Source organism: Erythrobacter sp. SN021 (genome assembly GCF_021864455.1).
In genome coordinates this window covers 200,891-217,994 of record NZ_JAKKUW010000004.1, presented here as the reverse complement: position 1 = coordinate 217,994, position 17,104 = coordinate 200,891, and the positions used below count along the sequence as shown (strand labels likewise).

Genomic DNA, 17,104 nt, shown 5'->3' with positions numbered 1-17,104 from the left:
ATCATGAAACGAGTATGGTGGACCGCGCTTCCGGTCCTGTTGGCCTTAGCGTCGGCAAGTTATGCCCAATCGGTGTCCTACGACGACGCTCTGAGAGCGGCGGTCAGCGACCAACCACGGATCCGGGCGAGCGAATTACGGCTCGATGCCCGGCGGGACGTAGCCGATGCAGCCGACGAATTGCCCGATCCAAAGCTGCGGGCCGGGCTACGCAACCTGCCGGTGACCGGTCCCGATCTGTTCGACCCGACAATGATGACGGCTTTCGAAATCGGCGTCGATCAGGAAATACCGAACCTGGTCGAACGCCGCGCGCGCGCAGGATTGGCTGCGGCCGACATCGAGCGGGCCTCCGCCGAGCTTTCCTATGCGCGCAATGCCGCACGGCTGGGCGCAGGGCGCGCGTGGATATCTCTTGCCTATGCCCAACAGGCGGAAGAAATCGCCAGCGACGCTCTCCACGAGATCGAGCGCCTGGTGCCCCTTGCGCGAAGTTCGGTGGCCGCTGGCACAGCCAGACCCGGCGAAAGCCTGGAGGTCCGCCGCGCGGTACTCGAAGTGGAAGACAGGCGAACACAAATCCGGGCCGACATGCAGACGGCGCAGGCCCGCCTTGCCCGCTATATCGCCGTGGAGGACGCGCTGGCCGTTGGCCCACCCCCTTCGCCCGAGGTCAATCCCGAGCAATTGCGCGCGACGCTGGAGTACACCCCGGAAATCGTGCTCGCGGAAACTGAGATCAGGCAGGCCGAAGCGGGTGTCGACCTGGCACGATCCGATCTGCGACCGGACTTCAGCGTCGGTGCCAGCTACGGCATCCGCGAACGCCAATATGGCGATCTGTTCTCCGTCATGGGCACGGTTACCCTGCCACTGTTCGCCAAGCGCCGACAGCAACCCAGGATAGAGGCTGCCCGCGCGCAAGCCGCCGCTGCCGGCGAAGCCAGACTGGACATGCTGCGCACGCTCGAAGCGCAGTTTGGGGCGGATCTTGCGTCATGGCGCAGCGCCTATCGGCAATGGCAACGCGCCACCGATGAGTTGCTGCCGCTGGCCGAAAGCCGGGCCGAGCTCGAACGAGCGAGTTTTGCCGCAGGCCGCGCAGACCTGCTCGACGTGATCGGAGCGATCAAGACACTGGCAGTGCTGCGCATCGAGATTCTCGCGCGCGAGCAAGCCACCGTCGAAGCCGCAGCCAATCTAAGACTGACCTACAGGGAGCATGGCCAATGAGAGCCGCAACACAAGCCGCGTGGGACAGGCTGTCGCCGCGTCAGAAGTCATGGACGACGGCGGCCTCTGTCGCCCTGATCAGTCTCGCAGCCGGATATGGTCTGTCACAGCTCGGCAGCAGCGGCACCGGGCCGAACGAGAACGTCGGTGGGCCGGACAGCGAATGCGAGGACGTGCTGTACTGGTACGATCCGATGGTTCCAGGACAGCAGTTCGACAAGCCAGGCAAGTCACCCTTCATGGATATGGAATTGTTGCCCAAATGTGCGGGCGAGGAGGTGTCGGCCGGCGTGAAGATCAATCCCGGCATGGTGCAGAATTTCGGGATTCGCACGACACAGGCCGAGTACGGCATTCTCGAACCCGAAGTGACCGTAACCGGGGTGCTGGCCTACAACGGGCGCGACGTTGCGATCGTCCAGCCGCGCGCGGGGGGCTATGTCGAGCGAACCTATGGCCATGCGCCGGACGACGTGGTCGGACGCGGTGCGCCCCTCGTCGACATCCTCGTACCCGAATGGGGCGGCGCCCAGCAGGAATATCTCGCCGTGCTGCGCAGCGGCGACGACGAACTGGCCCGCGCCATGCGCGAACGGATGCGTCTGCTCGGCATGTCCCCCGGACTTATCGCGTCGGTGGGGCGTAGTGGGCGGCCACACTCGACGATCACGGTTACGGCGCCGATCGGAGGGGCGATCACATCGCTCGCCGTGCGCCCGGGGATGAGTGTGACATCGGGCCAGACTCTGGCGGAAATCACCGGCTTCTCTCCGATCTGGCTCGAAGCTGCAGTGCCCGAGACACAAGCTGCGAATGTCCGTGTCGGACAGCCCGTCAACGCGACCCTGACCGCATTTCCCGAAGAACGGTTCGCGGGACGGATCATCGCCATTCTTCCCAGCGCGCAGGATGCAAGCCGAACAATCACCGTCCGCGCCGAGTTGTCCAATCCATCGGGACGGCTCAAGCCGGGCATGTTCGCGCAGGTTTCCCTGACCCCGGATACTCGCCGGGCGCTGCTGGTTCCTTCCGAAGCGGTAATCCGGACCGGGCGGCGAACCATCGTAATGGTCAACCAGGATGAGAACGGCTTCATGCCTGCCGAGGTTCGTATCGGACGCGAAGCAGGCGGCAGGACCGAGGTTCTGGCCGGTCTCGCTGCCGGCGAAAAAGTCGTCACCTCCGGCCAGTTCCTGCTCGATTCCGAAGCCAGCCTGACCGGTCTCGATGTCCGCCCGATCGATCAGGCAATTAACGCGGCCAAAGAGAACAACGAGGAATCGCGCTTCAGCGCGACGGGCACCATCGAGAAGATTGCCGATGGCACGGTGACCCTGCGGCACAGCGCCGTACCACGGCTCGATTGGCCCGCGATGACGATGACCTTCCGTCTCAAGGTCCCGACCCAGATACGCGGGTTCAAGAAGGGTGACAGGGTACACTTCACCTTCATCCAGCAAGATGCGGGCCCCCGGATCGAGACCATCCGGGGGAGCGGACAATGATTGCCAGAATCATCGATGCCTCGATCGCAAATCGGTTCTTCATCGTGCTCGCGGCCATCGCCGTGACCCTGGCCGGTTTTTGGGCCGTTCGCACAACACCGGTCGACGCGCTGCCCGATCTTTCCGATGTCCAGGTCGTGGTCCGCTCCAACTATCCGGGGCAGGCGCCACGCATCATCGAGGACCAGGTCACCTATCCGCTGGCGACGACCATGCTGTCGGTCCCGGGCGCGAAAACCGTGCGCGGATACTCGATGTTCGGTGACAGCTATGTCTACATCATCTTCGAAGACGGCACCGATCTTTACTGGGCGCGCTCGCGCGTTCTGGAATATCTGAACCAAGTGCAGAACCGTCTGCCCGAAGGGGTCACAAGCACGCTTGGACCCGATGCGACAGGTGTCGGGTGGGTTTACGAATATGCTCTGGTCGATCGGACCGGCGGGCACGATCTGGCTGGACTTCGCAGCCTGCAGGACTGGTTCCTGCGCTATGAACTCAAAACCATTCCCGGTATCGCGGAGGTCGCCAGCGTCGGCGGGATGGTCAAGCAGTATCAGATTGTGCTCGAGCCCTTCCGGATGGCGTCGTTCGGCGTCACCCATGCCGAAATCGTCAGTGCGATCCAGTCGGCAAACCAGGAATCCGGCGGCTCCATCGTCGAGATGGGCGAAGCCGAATATATGGTCCGCGCATCGGGCTATCTCGGCAGTCTGGACGACTTCCGGGCCATCCCCTTGCGGGCAACGGCCGGCGGCGTTCCGGTGACTCTGGGCGATGTGGCGACGATCCAGATCGGTCCAGAACTGCGTCGCGGTATCGCCGAACTCAATGGCGAAGGCGAAGTCGCCGGCGGCATCATCATTCTGCGTCAAGGTGCGGATGCGCGAAGCGCGATCCGGGCAGTCGAACAGAAGCTCGACGAATTGCAGGCCAGCCTGCCCGAGGGCGTCGAGATCGTCACGACCTACGATCGCTCGCAACTGATCGACGCCTCGGTGGAAAACCTCACCTACAAGCTGATCGAGGAATTCATCGTGGTGGCCTTGGTGTGCGCGCTATTCCTCTGGCACGCACGGTCGGCCCTGGTCGTCATCATTACCCTGCCTCTGGGGGTGCTCGCGGCTTTCATCGTGATGCGCTTTCAGGGGGTCAATGCGAATATCATGTCGCTGGGGGGAATCGCGATCGCTATCGGTGCGATGGTCGATGCCGCCGTCGTCATGATCGAGAACGCCCACAAGCATCTCGAACGGTGGGAACACGAGAATCCAGATGCCGTTCTCGCGACACGGGAGCGGTGGCGGATCATCGCCGACGCCTCGAAGGAGGTCGGCCCTGCGCTGTTCTTCAGCCTGCTGATCATTACCCTGTCCTTTCTGCCGGTCTTTACCCTGCAGGCGCAGGAAGGGCGCCTCTTCGCCCCGCTCGCCTTCACCAAGACCTATGCCATGGCGGCGGCGGCCATTCTCTCGGTGACATTGGTACCGGTGATGATGGGCTGGCTGATCCGTGGAAAGATTCCATCCGAGGATTCCAACTTCCTCAATCGCTGGCTGACGAAGATATATCGCCCCGGGCTCGACTGGGTCATGCGACGGCCCAAGGCGACCTTGGCGATTGCCGGTCTCATTTTTCTTACCACGGCTATTCCCTTCACTCGGCTGGGCGGGGAGTTCCTGCCACCCCTCGACGAGGGTGACCTGCTCTACATGCCGAGCGCGCTGCCCGCTCTGTCTCCCGGCGAGGCATCGGAGCTGCTGCAACGTACCGATCGCCTCATCAAGTCGGTCCCGGAGGTTGAAACCGTGTTCGGCAAGGCGGGACGCGCCGATACGGCGACCGACCCGGCACCGCTGACCATGTTCGAGACCACGATCCGCTTCAAACCGCGCGATCAATGGCGCGAGGGGATGACTCCGGACAAGCTCGTCGAGGAGTTGGACCGGGTGGTCAAAGTGCCCGGACTCGCCAATGTATGGGTCCCGCCGATCCGCAATCGCATCGACATGCTGGCCACCGGGATCAAGAGCCCGATCGGGATCAAGGTCTCCGGCGAGGACCTCGAGGAAATCGAGCGCGTCGCGCTCGAGATCGAAGGGATCGCCAAGGCGGTTCCCGGGGTGAGTTCGGCACTTGCGGAACGGCTCTCCGGCGGCCGCTATGTCGATGTGGACATCGATCGGGCGGCAGCCGCCCGATACGGGCTTAACATCGCCGACATTCAGCAGATCGTCGCCGGCGCAGTCGGCGGCACCAACATCGCCCGAACAGTCGAAGGCCTGGCGCGTTATCCGATCAATGTGCGCTATCCACGCGAGATCCGCGACAGTGTGGACAAGCTGAGGGCGCTGCCGCTGCTTACGCCTTCGGGGCAACAGATCACGCTCGGTACCGTGGCGCGTGTCGGTGTCAGCGATGGCCCTCCGATGCTGAAGAGCGAGCAAGGGCGGCTTACCGGCTACATCTATGTCGATGTTCGAGGGCGCGATCTGGCCTCAGTGGTCACCGACCTTCAGGAAACCGTCTCCGCTGGCGTCGATTTGCCTGCTGGCGTCAGCCTTTCCTATGCGGGACAGTTCGAATATCTCACCCGCGCCTATGAACGGCTTCAAGTCGTGGTGCCGGCCACATTGGTGATCATTTTCCTGTTGCTCTATCTGATCTTCAGGCGGGTGGATGAAGCCTTGCTTATCATGGGCACCTTGCCGTTCGCACTTTCCGGCGGTTACTGGCTGCTTTATCTCATGGGCTACAACCAGTCGGTGGCGACCGCCGTCGGGTTCATCGCACTCGCCGGTGTATCTGCGGAATTCGGCGTGGTGATGCTGATCTATTTGAAAGCAGCGCTCGAGCGGCGCGGCGGGGAACTCACTGCCGAACAGGTCGACCAGAGCATCCGCGAAGGTGCGCTGTTGCGGGTCCGGCCCAAAGCAATGACCGTCGCCGTAATCTTGGCCGGCCTGTTCCCGATCCTGATAGGCACGGGCGCAGGTTCGGAAGTGATGAGCCGGATTGCCGCCCCGATGATCGGCGGAATGATCACGGCCCCTCTGTTATCCATGTTCCTGCTTCCCGCGGCCTATCTGCTGTTGCGCCGCCCCCGTCAGGCCAATCGATATGATAGTGCGGATGAGCCGGCAAATGCAGAACACCCCACCCCATGATCCCCTCATCGACGAAAAACCGAATTTTGAGGGGTAGGCCCTGCCCGTGCGTATTGGGAATGACTGGGTCAGTCCGGTCCGGATCGAAAAGGAAAGACGATATGAAAAAGTTTCTTCTGGTAGCCTCCGCGTTGGCTGCAGTCGTCGCAGCTCCCGCGATCGCACAGGAAACACAACATCAGCACGACAGCGGACAGAAGTCTGGCATGCAGATGGAACACGATGGCGGGATGCAGCAGAACCAGCAGGCCATGCAGGAGATGCAAGATCTCAGGCAGCGCGCGAAAGCGGCAACCGACCCGGCAGAGCGCCAACGATTGATGGCCGAGCACCGCAAGAAGATGAAAGAGCAGATGGCGCAGATGATGTCGGGTGAAAACGCCGAGATGATGAAGCAGTGCCATCAGCATATGGCGATGATGCAAGAGATGATGGCGCAGATGGCGGATAACCCGGCCATGGCCGAGGACGGCAATACGCAACAATAGGCGCCCCTTCATCAATGGCGGCTTGTTCCACACCCAAGCATCCGGACGATTGCATTACGCAGTCCCCCCTGAATCGTCCGGATGCAACCCCGGCCTTCGTCATTTCTAATCCGATGACGAAGGTCGGCAATCTGCCTCAGCGGAGCAAAGCCCAAACGACCTGCCGGGGCGGAGCCCGTGGCAATCAACGGCACGGAGGCAGGAACAATCGAAGGCATCGTGCCGCCGCTCGCTCCGGCCCATAGCTCCGCTCCGGGAAGCTCATATTTGTCACGGCACCCGGTTTTGAACGCCGAGACACCCTTAAGGAGACATCGAATGCGTGTAGCAACCTATCTTGGCCTGCTGGCTGCCCCATTTGCGCTCGCTGCATGCGACAGCGCCCAGGAAACGCCGGAGGCGGCACAGACGATGATGGACGATTCCATGCCCGACGGCGATGGAATGCCCATGTCAGGCGACATGCCCATGTCGGGCGACACGCCCATGATGGAGGATACCGATGCGATGCACGATGCTCGCGCCGAAGGCACGGTAACCGCGATCGATCCCGAAGCGGGTACGATCACCATCAAGCATGGCCCGATCCCCGCGATCGACTGGCCCGCCATGACGATGAGCTTCGAAGCCGACAAACAACTGCGCGACCAGGTCGGCGTGGGCGATGCAGTGGCCTTCGAATTCACCACTGGTCCGCAAGGCAGCAGCATCACCTCCATTGCCCCGCAATAAGGTAACGGGAGAGCACCGGAGGCCAATACTCTAGCGAGGGAGCGGTACGAGGATGAACGGCAAGGAAAAGCCATTCCTTATCGATCGGCGCAAGCTGGTCGGGGGTCTCGGCCTTGCGGCGTTCGGATCGACCGCTCTCCCGCTTGCCGGTTGCCAGGTACGCAGCGCAGCGATGCTCGACGGTTCGGACGAGCGCAATCCGCTCGCTGTTCCACCCTTGAACAGGGGTCTGATCGAGCAGGGTGTGCGAACCTTCCGCCTGTCCGTGACTGCGGGTGAGAAGGAATTTGTCCCGGGCACAGCTTCGCAAACGATCGGTATTGAGGCCCCCTACTTGGGGCCGACGCTGGACATGCGCCGCGGTGAGCGCGTGCGCTTTCACATCGACAACCAACTGAGCGAAGATGTCACCGTCCACTGGCACGGCTTCGAACTTCCTGCCGCCGCCGATGGGGGGCCTCATCAAGTGATCCGGCCCGGCAAGCGCTGGAGCCCATCATATGAAGTGCGCCAGCGCGCCTCGCTCTACTGGTGCCATTCGCACCTGCATGGCCGGTCTGGACCGCAGGTCTATGCGGGCCTCGCCGCGCCGATCTACGTCCGCGACGATGAAGAAGAACGCCTCGGTCTGCCGAGCGAATATGGTGTCGACGACATTCCCCTGATCGTACAGGACCGTGTCATCGACGGTTCGGGCCGGATAATCTATCCGCTGAACATGCGCACCCGGATGATGGGTGTTAAGGGCGATGCCCTCTATGTCAACGGCACCCGGAACGCGCTGTTCGAAGCACGCACCGGACAAGTCCGGTTGCGCATTCTCAACGGATCGAATGCCCGGTTTTACACCTTCTCGCTCGAAGGCAACCGGTCGATGCAACTGGTCGCGAGCGATGGCGGATTACTGGCATCTGCGCATTCCGTTCGTTCAGTCATCCTCGCCCCTGGAGAACGCGCGCAGGTTGTCATCGATCTTTCCGATGGACGCCCGCTGCGGCTGTTGGCCCACACACCGGGTAACACCATGGGCATGATGGGCGGTCGCGGGCGAGGCATGATGGGCAGCCGGGAAACCCGTGGCGGCGATGTAGTCCCCATTCTCGACATAAGGCCGACAGGCTCTTTTGCCGCCGCGCGATTGCCTGCGGACCTAGTGTCGCTGCCCCCGCCCGATCCGTCGCTTGCCGCCCGGACGCGGCGTTTCGTGCTTGCTATGGGCATGATGGGACGAGGCATGTCGATTAACGGCGCGACCATGGACATGAATGTCGTCAATACACGTGTTCCCGTAGGACAATGGGAGATATGGGAGATCGTGAACGCCTCGATGATGGCACACCCCTTCCACATCCATAACGTGCAATTCCGGGTGCTCGATCGCGATGGCAAAGCGCCTCCGCCGATGGAAACCGGGTTTAAGGACACGGTGATCGTCCATTCACGCGAACAGGTACGCCTGCTGCTCCGCTTTGAGGAGCACACCGATCCCGATCTTCCCTATATGTATCACTGCCATATTCTCGAGCACGAGGATGCGGGCATGATGGGACAGTTCGTCGTCATCTGATACCGGAGCCAGGAACTCTGCGTCGTCTTGGTGCGGCGGCTACGGGCTGGCGCGCCTGATCGCCACCAGCAGCGGGCAAAAAGGCGTAAGCGATCGCCGGGTAATCGCTACCTCCGCTCGCCGAGCCCGGTTTCTTGCCGAAAGTTCAGCAGTCGGCAAAGTCCATGCTAGTGTTCGTGATCGTCATGATCGGTGCGCGGGCGCGCCGCGTGATGGTCGGCCACCAACGCATCTTTACAGTCGCGCACGAGACACGCTTCGAACGTGGCATGCGCGATGCCAAAACGCTGCGTGAGACTGGCGCGGAGCGATAGCTTCAACTCCTCGAAGGCAGCGAGCGAATCAAACGACGGGACGATATGCGTTTCGAGGGCGCGATGATGTTCGCCTAGGTTCCAGATATGAACGTGATGGACGCTCTCGACACCCTGCTGACCTTCGAGAAATTCGACGATGCGGTCGAACTCCAACTCATCCGGCACCGCGCCCATCAGCAATCGTACGGTCCGGGGAAGGAGCGTGATGCCCTGCCAGATGACGTAACCCGCAATGATGAGCGTTATCACCAGATCGGCGAGGTAGAGATCGTACAGGATAATGAGAACCCCGGCGACGATCACGCCCACCGAGGCCAAGGCATCCGAGACATTGTGCAGGAAAGCGGCTTTCATGTTTATACTTTCATGCGCGCCGCGATAGACGATGAAGGCGGTGACAAGGTCGATGACAAGAGCCACGCCGGCAACCGCGATCACCGTCCAACCTTCGACCGGCTGCGGATCGGCAAACCGGTTGATCGCCTCGACAATCAGATAGAACCCGATGATGAGCAGGGTCGTCAGGTTTATGAGCGCTGCGACCACCTCGCCCTGCGCATAACCAAAGGTCATGAGCTTGTCGGCGGGACGCCGACCTATCCGCCGCGCGAACCAGGCTAGTCCGAGTGAAGCCGCATCGCTGAAATTGTGCAATGCGTCGGCGATGAGCGCCAGCGAGCCGGAGACAATACCACCGATGATCTGGGCCAATGTCAGAAGGACATTGATCGCTACTGCGAAGACCAGCTGACGATCGCTGAGCTGTTCCTCCCCATGACTGTGCCCTGAATGCCCACCCGACTGCACCATCAATGCGCTCCCCTATTCGTGTTATCGCTTCGATAACCGCACAATTCGCGACCGCACGACTGCTCGCGAGCCAATCCGGGGCTGTCCCCTTGGCCTGCAAGCACGACCGGGGTCAGGACCCGAGGACATCTTCCCGGTCGCATATCTCTGTGGAACGCCATCATTCGCGTTCCTCGCCATGCACCGTCCCGCGCTCGTCATGGCCATCCATGTGAGCATCGCGCAAGATGTCGATCCCCCCATAGATCGCGATCCCGGCCACCGCGATGCCAACGACGAGATCCGGCCAGTTAGCACCCGTCAGCATCACAATGACAGCGGCGATGATGATTCCACCATTGGAAATGAAATCGTTGAAACTGAAGGTCGTGGCCGCGCGCAGGTTCACATCCTTGCCCTCCATGTTCTGCAACAGGCGGAGACAGACCAGATTGACCACCGCCGCGACAGCCGCCATCGCCAACATCATCATGCCGGCGGGATCGGACCCGTCCACGAAACGCCTGATGGCATCGATGATGACGCCTGCCGCAAAGACCAGCAGCATGATTCCGGAAAAGCGCGCGGCCCCCCGCTTCCATCGACGCGGACGGGCGAGCGCCAGTAGACTGAGAGCGTAGACGAGCGCATCGGAAGAATTGTCGAGGCCGTTCGCGAGCAGTGCGTTGGAATCGGCAAGGTAGCCGACCGCGAAGAATCCGATGGCAATGGCGAGATTGAGCCACAGAACCACCCAGAGTGTCCTGCGCCTTTTCGCCGTGTCCAGCCTGAATTCCCCTTCGCCGCTCATGAAGGCGCCTTTGCGATCCTCACGCCTTTTCCTGCCGCATAACGCGGTGAGGGCGTAAGAATTTCCTCGTCGGTCCGAAACCGGGAACGATTGAGCTGGTTCACTCCGTCCTTCCAATCCACCGCGATGCGATCAAAGGAAGACAGGCGGGTGGAGTGGCCGCTGTGCACGGCCACTCCTCCGAAACGTATCCTTCGGTCACCCATGTGGTGCATGAGCTGCCCAAATAGGAGCGCTGTCAAATTATGTCTCCCAACTCACGCTGCTCGTCGCGTGTGGCGTTACGGCGCAGGCGGTCCCACCATCTTTGGCGCCAACTCTGCCCGTCGTCCGAACGGTTGAGGACCAGCCGTGCGATTGCGGGCAGGACGAACAGTGTGAGCGCTGTCGCCGTAATCAAGCCGCCGATCACGACGGTTGCCAGCGGTCTTTGCACTTCCGCCCCGGTGCCGGTGGCGATCGCCATCGGTACGAAGCCGAGCGACGCGACGAGCGCGGTCATCAGCACTGGTCGCAACCGGGCCAAGGCACCATCCACAACCGCTTCGCTGAGTTCGACCCCTTTCTCCAGGCGCTGGCGGATCGCGGTGACCATCACCAGTCCATTGAGTGTCGCCACTCCCGAAAGCGCGATGAAGCCCACGGCCGCCGAAACGGAAAACGGCATGCCACGCAGCGCCAAGGCAAACACACCGCCCGCAAGTCCCATCGGAATTGCGGTAAAGACGGCGAGCGCGGGTACCCATCCGCCGAGCGCCATGTAGAGCAACAGCAGGATCACCGCGAAGGCCAGCGGTACCACCAGGGCAAGCCGTCCCTGGGCGGCCTGGAGGTTCTGGTACTGCCCGCCCCATTCGATAAACGAGGCTGCGGGCAGTTCGACCCGATCGCGCACTCCTTCCTGAGCTTCCTCGACGAAGGTGCCAAGATCGCGTTCGCGCACATTGGCCGAGACGATCACGAGGCGGCGGCCCTGTTCACGGCGCACTTCGGCAAGCCCGTCGACCACTTGGAACTGGGCGACAGTCCGCAGAGGCACGGTCGCTCCATTGGGCAGCAATATCGGCAGCGTTCCGAGTTGGTCGAAGTCATCGCGTGTCGCATCGGCGAGGCGCACCATCACGTCGAATCTGCGATCACCCTCGAAGACGAGACCCGCCGGCCGACCGCCCAGTGCTATGGCAACCGACTGGGCCACATCTTGCACGGTCAGGCCGTATCGGGCGATCGTCGGCCGATCGAAGACGATGTCGAGCGTCGGGAAGCCGGTCACCTGCTGGACCTTGACGTCGGCGGCACCCTCGATGTCCCGCAGGACACCTGCAACCTCGTTGGCTGTCGAGGTCATGGCGGCGAGATCGTCGCCATAAATCTTGACTGCGACATCACCGCGTACGCCGGCGATCAGCTCGTTGAAGCGCAGTTCGATCGGTTGGCTGAATTCGTAGAGATTGCCGACCAGACCATTGAGGGCACTTTCCATTTCGGAAACGAGCTCATCCTTCGGCAGGTCCGGATCGGGCCATTCCTCGCGTGGCTTCAGAATGACGTAGGCATCGGATGCGTTGGGCGGCATCGGATCGCTCGCAACCTCCGCCGTGCCGGTACGCGAGAACACCAGCGCGACCTGCGGGAACTGCTCGAGCCGGTCTTCCACCTGGCGTTGCATGGCGAGCGACCGCTCGAGCGACGTGGACGGAATCCTGAGCGACTGGATGGCTATGTCGCGTTCGTCGAGCTGCGGAGTAAACTCGCTACCCAGCAGGGTGAAAACGAAAGCTGCCAGAACGAACAGTCCAGCCCCGCCAGCGATCACTGGCCAAGGCCGGGCAATCGTTTTTCTCAGCAGCGGGCCATAGCGTTCCTTCGCCAGGCGGATCGGCTTGACCTCCTTTTCAGTCATCTTCTTGTTTAACAACACGGCGATCATGGCGGGAACAAAGGTCAGCGACAGGACGAAAGCCGAAGCGAGCGCAAGCATGACCGTGATCGCCATCGGCGAGAAAGTCTTGCCTTCCACGCCGGAGAACGTCAGCAGAGGGGCATAGACCAGCAGGATGATCGCCTGTCCGTAAACGGTCGGTTTGATCATTTCCTGCGCGGCAAGCCGTGTTTCGGCCAAGCGCTCGCCGAGCGTGAGCAAGCGTCCCTCGTGATGCTGTCGCGCGGCGAGCCTAGCGACGCTGTTTTCAACGATGATCACAGCACCATCGACGATCAGGCCGAAGTCGAGCGCCCCCAGGCTCATCAGATTGCCCGAGACGCCGAGGCGGTTCATTCCGATTGCCGCCATCAACATCGAGACCGGGATTACCAGCGCCGCGATGATCGCGGCACGGATGTTGCCGAGCAGGAGGAACAGCACCGCAATGACCAGAAGAGCACCCTCGACGAGGTTCTTCTCGACCGTCGCAATGGTCGCATCGACCAGCGAGGAACGGTTGTACACGATCTCGGCGGCGACGCCCTCCGGAAGCGAGGATCGAACTTCTTGAAGCCTTTCCGCGGCTCCAGCGGAAACCGTGCGGCTGTTTTCCCCGGCTCGCATGAGAACCGTCCCGACCACGGCTTCCTCGCCATTCAGCGATGCAGCGCCGGTTCTCAGATCGCCCCCGATGGCGACCGTCGCGACATCGCTGATCCGGATCGGAACGCCTTCACGAGTTGCGACGACGGCGTTTTCGATATCTTCGATACTGCCAAGCCGCGCATCGACGCGGGCGAGCAGCGCTTCACCGGACCGTTCGACAAAATTGGCGCCTTCGGCCAGATTGGCCGCTTCCAGCGCCTGAATCAACGCGTCGAAAGACAGACCATATCCGGTCAACCGCGCGGGATCGGGCTGAACCAGGTATTGCTTTTCGAATCCCCCGATGGAGTCCACCCCCGCAACGCCATCGACCGATCGCATGAGCGGTGCGACCACCCAGTCCTGCACTGTGCGAAGATAGGCGGCCTTGGCAACATCGCTGCCCAGACGATCGCCGCGTTCAGTGACGAAGCTGCCGTCCCGTTGCCAACCGGTTGCCCCACCGACGGGTGCGCCTTTTCCGCCCGGATATTCATACTCGATGGTATACATGAGTACTTCGCCGAGGCCGGTGGAAATCGGCCCCATGACCGGTTCCGCACCTTCGGGAAGCGAGGCGGTGATGGGTGCCAGCCGTTCATTCACCTGCTGGCGCGCGAAATAGATGTCGGTACCCTCCTCGAAGATGGCGGTGACCTGGCTGAAGCCGTTGCGCGAAATCGAACGGGTCATTTCGAGACCGTCGATACCGGCCAGGCCCGTTTCGACCGGATACGTCACCTGGGTCTCCACCTGCGACGGCGAAAGGGCCGGGGCCTCGGTATTGATTTGCACCTGGACGTTCGTGATGTCGGGAACGGCATCGATCGGCAGGCGCAAAAGGTTGAGCGCGCCCCAGATGGAGATCCCGACCGTCAGGACGATCATCACCCAGCGGAAACGGACCGCTACATCGAGGATCATGCCAATCAGGCCATGACCATGCTTCTCTTCGAGGTGCTGGCCCTCGGATGGATTATCAGTGACCATGTTCGGCGCTCTCTTTCTCGAGCTCGGCTTTGAGCAGGAAGGCGTTCGCAGTGGCGATCCGCCATTTGGCTTCGAGACCGGATTCGATGACGACCTGGCCGCCTGACCGAGTGCCGGTTACAACGGGTCGCGCCTGAAATCCGCGACGGGTCCGCACGAAAACCATGTCCTGACCATCGATGGTCTGCACCGCGTCTTCGGGAACCGAAATCCGCGTTTGGTCGACCTCACCCGAAGGCCGGATACGCGCCTGAAGGAAAGCGCCGGGCTGCAATCCGGGTATCGGCCGGGACAGCGCAAGAACCGCCGTGGCGCTGCGACTTTCCATATCCAGTGAGGGCGTCACCGACCGGACGCGGGCGCTGACCTCATCGTCGGTGCCTATTTCCAGAGTGGCTTGGTCGCCGGGAGCGATACGGGTGGCATCGACGGCAGGCAGAGCAACCTCGACCTGCATCGCATCGGGATCGACAACGCGGTAAAGTTCCTCGCCGGAGGCGACGAACGCGCCCAAGATGATCGGCGCGGCCGTGACCCGCCCTGCAAGCGGGCTGGTCACCGCAAGCGATCTCCCATCCCCGCTGACGCCGGCAGCGGCAACGGCGGCCTGCGCGCGCGACAATTCGGATTGGGCGACCTGCAGATTGGCCCTTGCCGCTTCCAGATCCTGGCGCGCGGTCACGCTCGCCTCGAACAGGCGGCGCTCCCGCTCGTAGGCCGCCGATAGTTCATTCACCCGTGCCCGGGCCGCGTTGAGCGCGGATGCCAGCGCTGCGGCATCCGCGCTTTCGATGCGCGCAACGGTTTCTCCTGCGCGAACATAGTCGCCCAGTGTCTTGTTCACGCTCCGCACGACGCCCGCCGCGCGCGCATCGATCCTCGCACTCCCAGTCGGGCTCGCGGCAATCGTCGCCGGAAAAACCAGCTCGACGGCAGAGCCCCGGCCAACGGCCTCGACCGAAATTTTTGCTGCACGGATCTGTTGCTCATCGAGCAGGACGAGCCCTTCGGGCAGTTCGGCCTCGCTCGCTGTTTCGACCGGTTCGGTTTCTTGAGCGCCATCGGGCCAGAAGAGCGACAGGATAACGGCGGACAGTATGATTGCCCCGGCGATGATCGCCAGTGTTTTGCGGTTCATGATTGTTTTCCTCATTGTGCTGCCAGCCGGATGAGTGCGGCGGCAGCCTGGCCCCGTTCTTCCTGCGCAGCGATCAGCGCTTCACGGATGGCATCGCGCGCCTCGGCAGCACTGAGCACCTCGATCAGGGGGAAGCGGCCGTTGCGATACCCGATACGGACAAGCCGCAGTGCCTCTTCGGCCTGCGGGAGCGACGTGGCGGAAAGCGTTTCCACGCGCATCTCTGCAGCAAGGAACTGGGCACGCGCACGCGTCACCGCCTGCTCGAAATCTGCCAGTGCCACCGCCTCACGCGCGGATGCGGCCCTGAATTCGGCTTCTGCGGCAGCGATGTTACCCTGGTTGCGGTTGCTGAATGGAAGAGGGATCGACACACCGACAAGGAAAGCGTTGTCATTGCTTTCCGCGAAGCGGCGAACCCCAGCCGAAACGAGCGGGTCGGGAACCCGCAGGCTGCGCTCGCGCGCGATTTCGGCTGCCGCCACCCGGCTTTCCGCGCGCGCGACCTTCAGCGCAAGGCCATCCGTCGCGGCGAGAAGACGGGCGGGCGGGTCGATTACCGGGAAACTGGCAGGAACCGTGGGGGGACTGTTCTGTTCGCCCCACAGCGAAGCGAGCGCCGTACGCGCGGCAACGCTCGCCGCGTCCGCCGCTTCCAGCTCGGCTCTTGCTTCCGCCAGGGCAGCTTCGGCGCGAAGTGCACGCAAGGGAGGTTCGCGGCCGACCTCGACCAGCAGGCCGGCTATCCGCGCCAGTTCTTCGTTACGTGTGACGACATCGCGCGCAAGTTCGACACGCGCGGCAGCGGCTGTCGCCGCCAAGTAGCGCTCGCGCACAAGAAAGGCGAGGTCGACATCCGCGAGATCGGCACGCAGATCGGCGAGGTCTGCGCTGGCCTGCGCTGCACGGACCCTCGTCCCGCGTTTGTTTCCAAGCTCGAGACGCTGTCCGATGGAGAACGTATATTCGGTAGCGCTCAAACCCGAGAACGCTCCGCTACCTGCAATATTTTCGGCCTCGAAGGATACTTCGGGATTGGGCCGGAGCCGAGCCTGACCGACGAGAGCGCGCGCAGCGTCGGCCTGCGCCCGCGGACCAGCTATGCGCGGATTGGGCGCGGCCTGGTTAGGACCCGCAATGACATCCGCGCGACGCAAGGCATCGTCGAGCGAGAGGCGCTCACGCTCCTGCGCCGCCACGGGTGTGGCGATTGCGGCGAGGGTCAGCCCTGCAAACAGGACCCCCCGCCAATTGATGGCTGACATTTCTGGAAATTTCCTCTGCTGACGATCCAAAAAGCACTGCAGCGCGCAGCGCGATGACGGTCGTCAGGCGCGAGGAGGACGCCTCAGTCGATCGCTGACACTCGACACCAGGACCATCGGCGGAGCTGAGACAAGAAGGACAGGCTCATGCATAACCGAAGTCTTCTGAACAGGAGCAGCGAAGCTTGCCCCGTGATGGCAGTGGCCATGATTGCATACGCCATGCTGCTCTGTCGGAGCGGAGTCACCGCCCCGCTCATCCTCGGCAATGGAGTCCGAAGCCGCAGCAACCGAAACGCCTTTGCCGTCAATCAGAACAGCAGAAGCTTCCGGCATCACTTCGGCCCCGCAGGCCGCAGCATCCGCCGCAGTCACAAAAACCATCGCGACCAGCATCAGCAGGACGATGAACGGTTTCAGGACAAGGCGACGGTAGCTCGTGGTCATGGGCTGGCAGCCCTCTAGCAAATGAAGGTTGTCATGAGAAGGGTCGAAAAGCATTTAAATGGCGCGGACTTGTTATATTATAACAA

12 protein-coding genes are annotated in these 17,104 nt (G+C 62.2%); 6 read left to right on the top strand and 6 right to left on the bottom strand.

Going from position 1 to position 17,104, the window contains the following annotated elements; genetic code table 11:
- The first annotated feature begins 3 nt into the window (after positions 1-3).
- The 6 genes from L5849_RS11230 (at position 4) to L5849_RS11205 (ending at position 8,692) form a co-directional block, all read left to right on the top strand.
- The gene (locus tag L5849_RS11230) at positions 4-1,233 is read left to right on the top strand and encodes a TolC family protein (protein ID WP_236925638.1); all 1,230 of its coding nucleotides are present in this window, start codon (positions 4-6) and stop codon (positions 1,231-1,233) included.
- Complete coding sequence (locus tag L5849_RS11225) at positions 1,230-2,738, top strand: efflux RND transporter periplasmic adaptor subunit (protein ID WP_236925637.1); 1,509 nt, start codon at positions 1,230-1,232, stop codon at positions 2,736-2,738. Before L5849_RS11230 ends, L5849_RS11225 begins: the two co-directional genes overlap by 4 nt.
- A complete protein-coding gene (locus tag L5849_RS11220; RefSeq protein ID WP_236925636.1) occupies positions 2,735-5,905 on the top strand; it encodes an efflux RND transporter permease subunit in 3,171 nt (1,056 codons plus the stop codon). The genes L5849_RS11225 and L5849_RS11220 overlap by 4 nt, the downstream gene beginning before the upstream one ends.
- 101 nt (positions 5,906-6,006) lie before the next feature.
- Positions 6,007-6,393 carry a hypothetical protein gene (locus L5849_RS11215; protein ID WP_236925635.1) on the top strand — a complete coding sequence of 129 codons (387 nt, stop codon included), beginning with the start codon at positions 6,007-6,009 and terminating at the stop codon, positions 6,391-6,393.
- 318 nt (positions 6,394-6,711) lie between these two features.
- On the top strand, positions 6,712-7,125 hold the full coding sequence (locus L5849_RS11210) for a copper-binding protein (protein WP_236925634.1): 414 nt from the start codon (positions 6,712-6,714) through the stop codon (positions 7,123-7,125).
- A gap of 52 nt (positions 7,126-7,177) precedes the next feature.
- Positions 7,178-8,692 carry a multicopper oxidase family protein gene (locus tag L5849_RS11205; protein ID WP_236925633.1) on the top strand — a complete coding sequence of 505 codons (1,515 nt, stop codon included), beginning with the start codon at positions 7,178-7,180 and terminating at the stop codon, positions 8,690-8,692.
- Between the two features lie 167 nt (positions 8,693-8,859).
- On the opposite strand, the gene L5849_RS11200 is transcribed toward L5849_RS11205, so the two are convergent.
- The 6 genes from L5849_RS11200 to L5849_RS11175 form a co-directional block, all read right to left on the bottom strand.
- A complete protein-coding gene (locus L5849_RS11200; RefSeq protein ID WP_236925689.1) occupies positions 8,860-9,819 on the bottom strand; it encodes a cation diffusion facilitator family transporter in 960 nt (319 codons plus the stop codon).
- A gap of 160 nt (positions 9,820-9,979) precedes the next feature.
- A complete protein-coding gene (locus L5849_RS11195) occupies positions 9,980-10,609 on the bottom strand; it encodes a cation transporter (protein ID WP_236925632.1) in 630 nt (209 codons plus the stop codon).
- A 238-nt stretch (positions 10,610-10,847) separates the two neighbouring features.
- Positions 10,848-14,111: an efflux RND transporter permease subunit gene (locus tag L5849_RS11190; protein ID WP_236925688.1), complete on the bottom strand. Its 3,264-nt coding sequence runs from the start codon at positions 14,109-14,111 to the stop codon at positions 10,848-10,850.
- 46 nt (positions 14,112-14,157) lie between these two features.
- Entirely contained in the window at positions 14,158-15,306 is a 1,149-nt protein-coding gene (locus tag L5849_RS11185; protein ID WP_236925631.1) for an efflux RND transporter periplasmic adaptor subunit, read from the bottom strand.
- Between the two features lie 11 nt (positions 15,307-15,317).
- Entirely contained in the window at positions 15,318-16,571 is a 1,254-nt protein-coding gene (locus L5849_RS11180; protein ID WP_236925630.1) for a TolC family protein, read from the bottom strand.
- Positions 16,572-16,634: 63 nt separating this feature from the next.
- Positions 16,635-17,018 (bottom strand): hypothetical protein, encoded by a 384-nt coding sequence (locus L5849_RS11175; RefSeq protein ID WP_236925629.1) that lies wholly within the window; start codon positions 17,016-17,018, stop codon positions 16,635-16,637.
- Positions 17,019-17,104: the final 86 nt, after the last annotated feature.

Excerpts from the sequence above, each read along its gene's own strand:
- L5849_RS11215 (WP_236925635.1), top strand. The coding sequence starts at position 6,007 with ATGAAAAAGTTTCTTCTGGTAGCCTCCGCGTTGGCTGCAGTCGTCGCA.
- L5849_RS11185 (WP_236925631.1), bottom strand. The coding sequence starts at position 15,306 with ATGAACCGCAAAACACTGGCGATCATCGCCGGGGCAATCATACTGTCC.
- L5849_RS11180 (WP_236925630.1), bottom strand. The coding sequence starts at position 16,571 with ATGTCAGCCATCAATTGGCGGGGGGTCCTGTTTGCAGGGCTGACCCTC.
- L5849_RS11220 (WP_236925636.1), top strand. The coding sequence starts at position 2,735 with ATGATTGCCAGAATCATCGATGCCTCGATCGCAAATCGGTTCTTCATC.
- L5849_RS11230 (WP_236925638.1), top strand. The coding sequence starts at position 4 with ATGAAACGAGTATGGTGGACCGCGCTTCCGGTCCTGTTGGCCTTAGCG.
- L5849_RS11205 (WP_236925633.1), top strand. The coding sequence starts at position 7,178 with ATGAACGGCAAGGAAAAGCCATTCCTTATCGATCGGCGCAAGCTGGTC.
- L5849_RS11210 (WP_236925634.1), top strand. The coding sequence starts at position 6,712 with ATGCGTGTAGCAACCTATCTTGGCCTGCTGGCTGCCCCATTTGCGCTC.
- L5849_RS11200 (WP_236925689.1), bottom strand. The coding sequence starts at position 9,819 with ATGGTGCAGTCGGGTGGGCATTCAGGGCACAGTCATGGGGAGGAACAG.
- L5849_RS11195 (WP_236925632.1), bottom strand. The coding sequence starts at position 10,609 with ATGAGCGGCGAAGGGGAATTCAGGCTGGACACGGCGAAAAGGCGCAGG.
- L5849_RS11175 (WP_236925629.1), bottom strand. The coding sequence starts at position 17,018 with ATGACCACGAGCTACCGTCGCCTTGTCCTGAAACCGTTCATCGTCCTG.
- L5849_RS11225 (WP_236925637.1), top strand. The coding sequence starts at position 1,230 with ATGAGAGCCGCAACACAAGCCGCGTGGGACAGGCTGTCGCCGCGTCAG.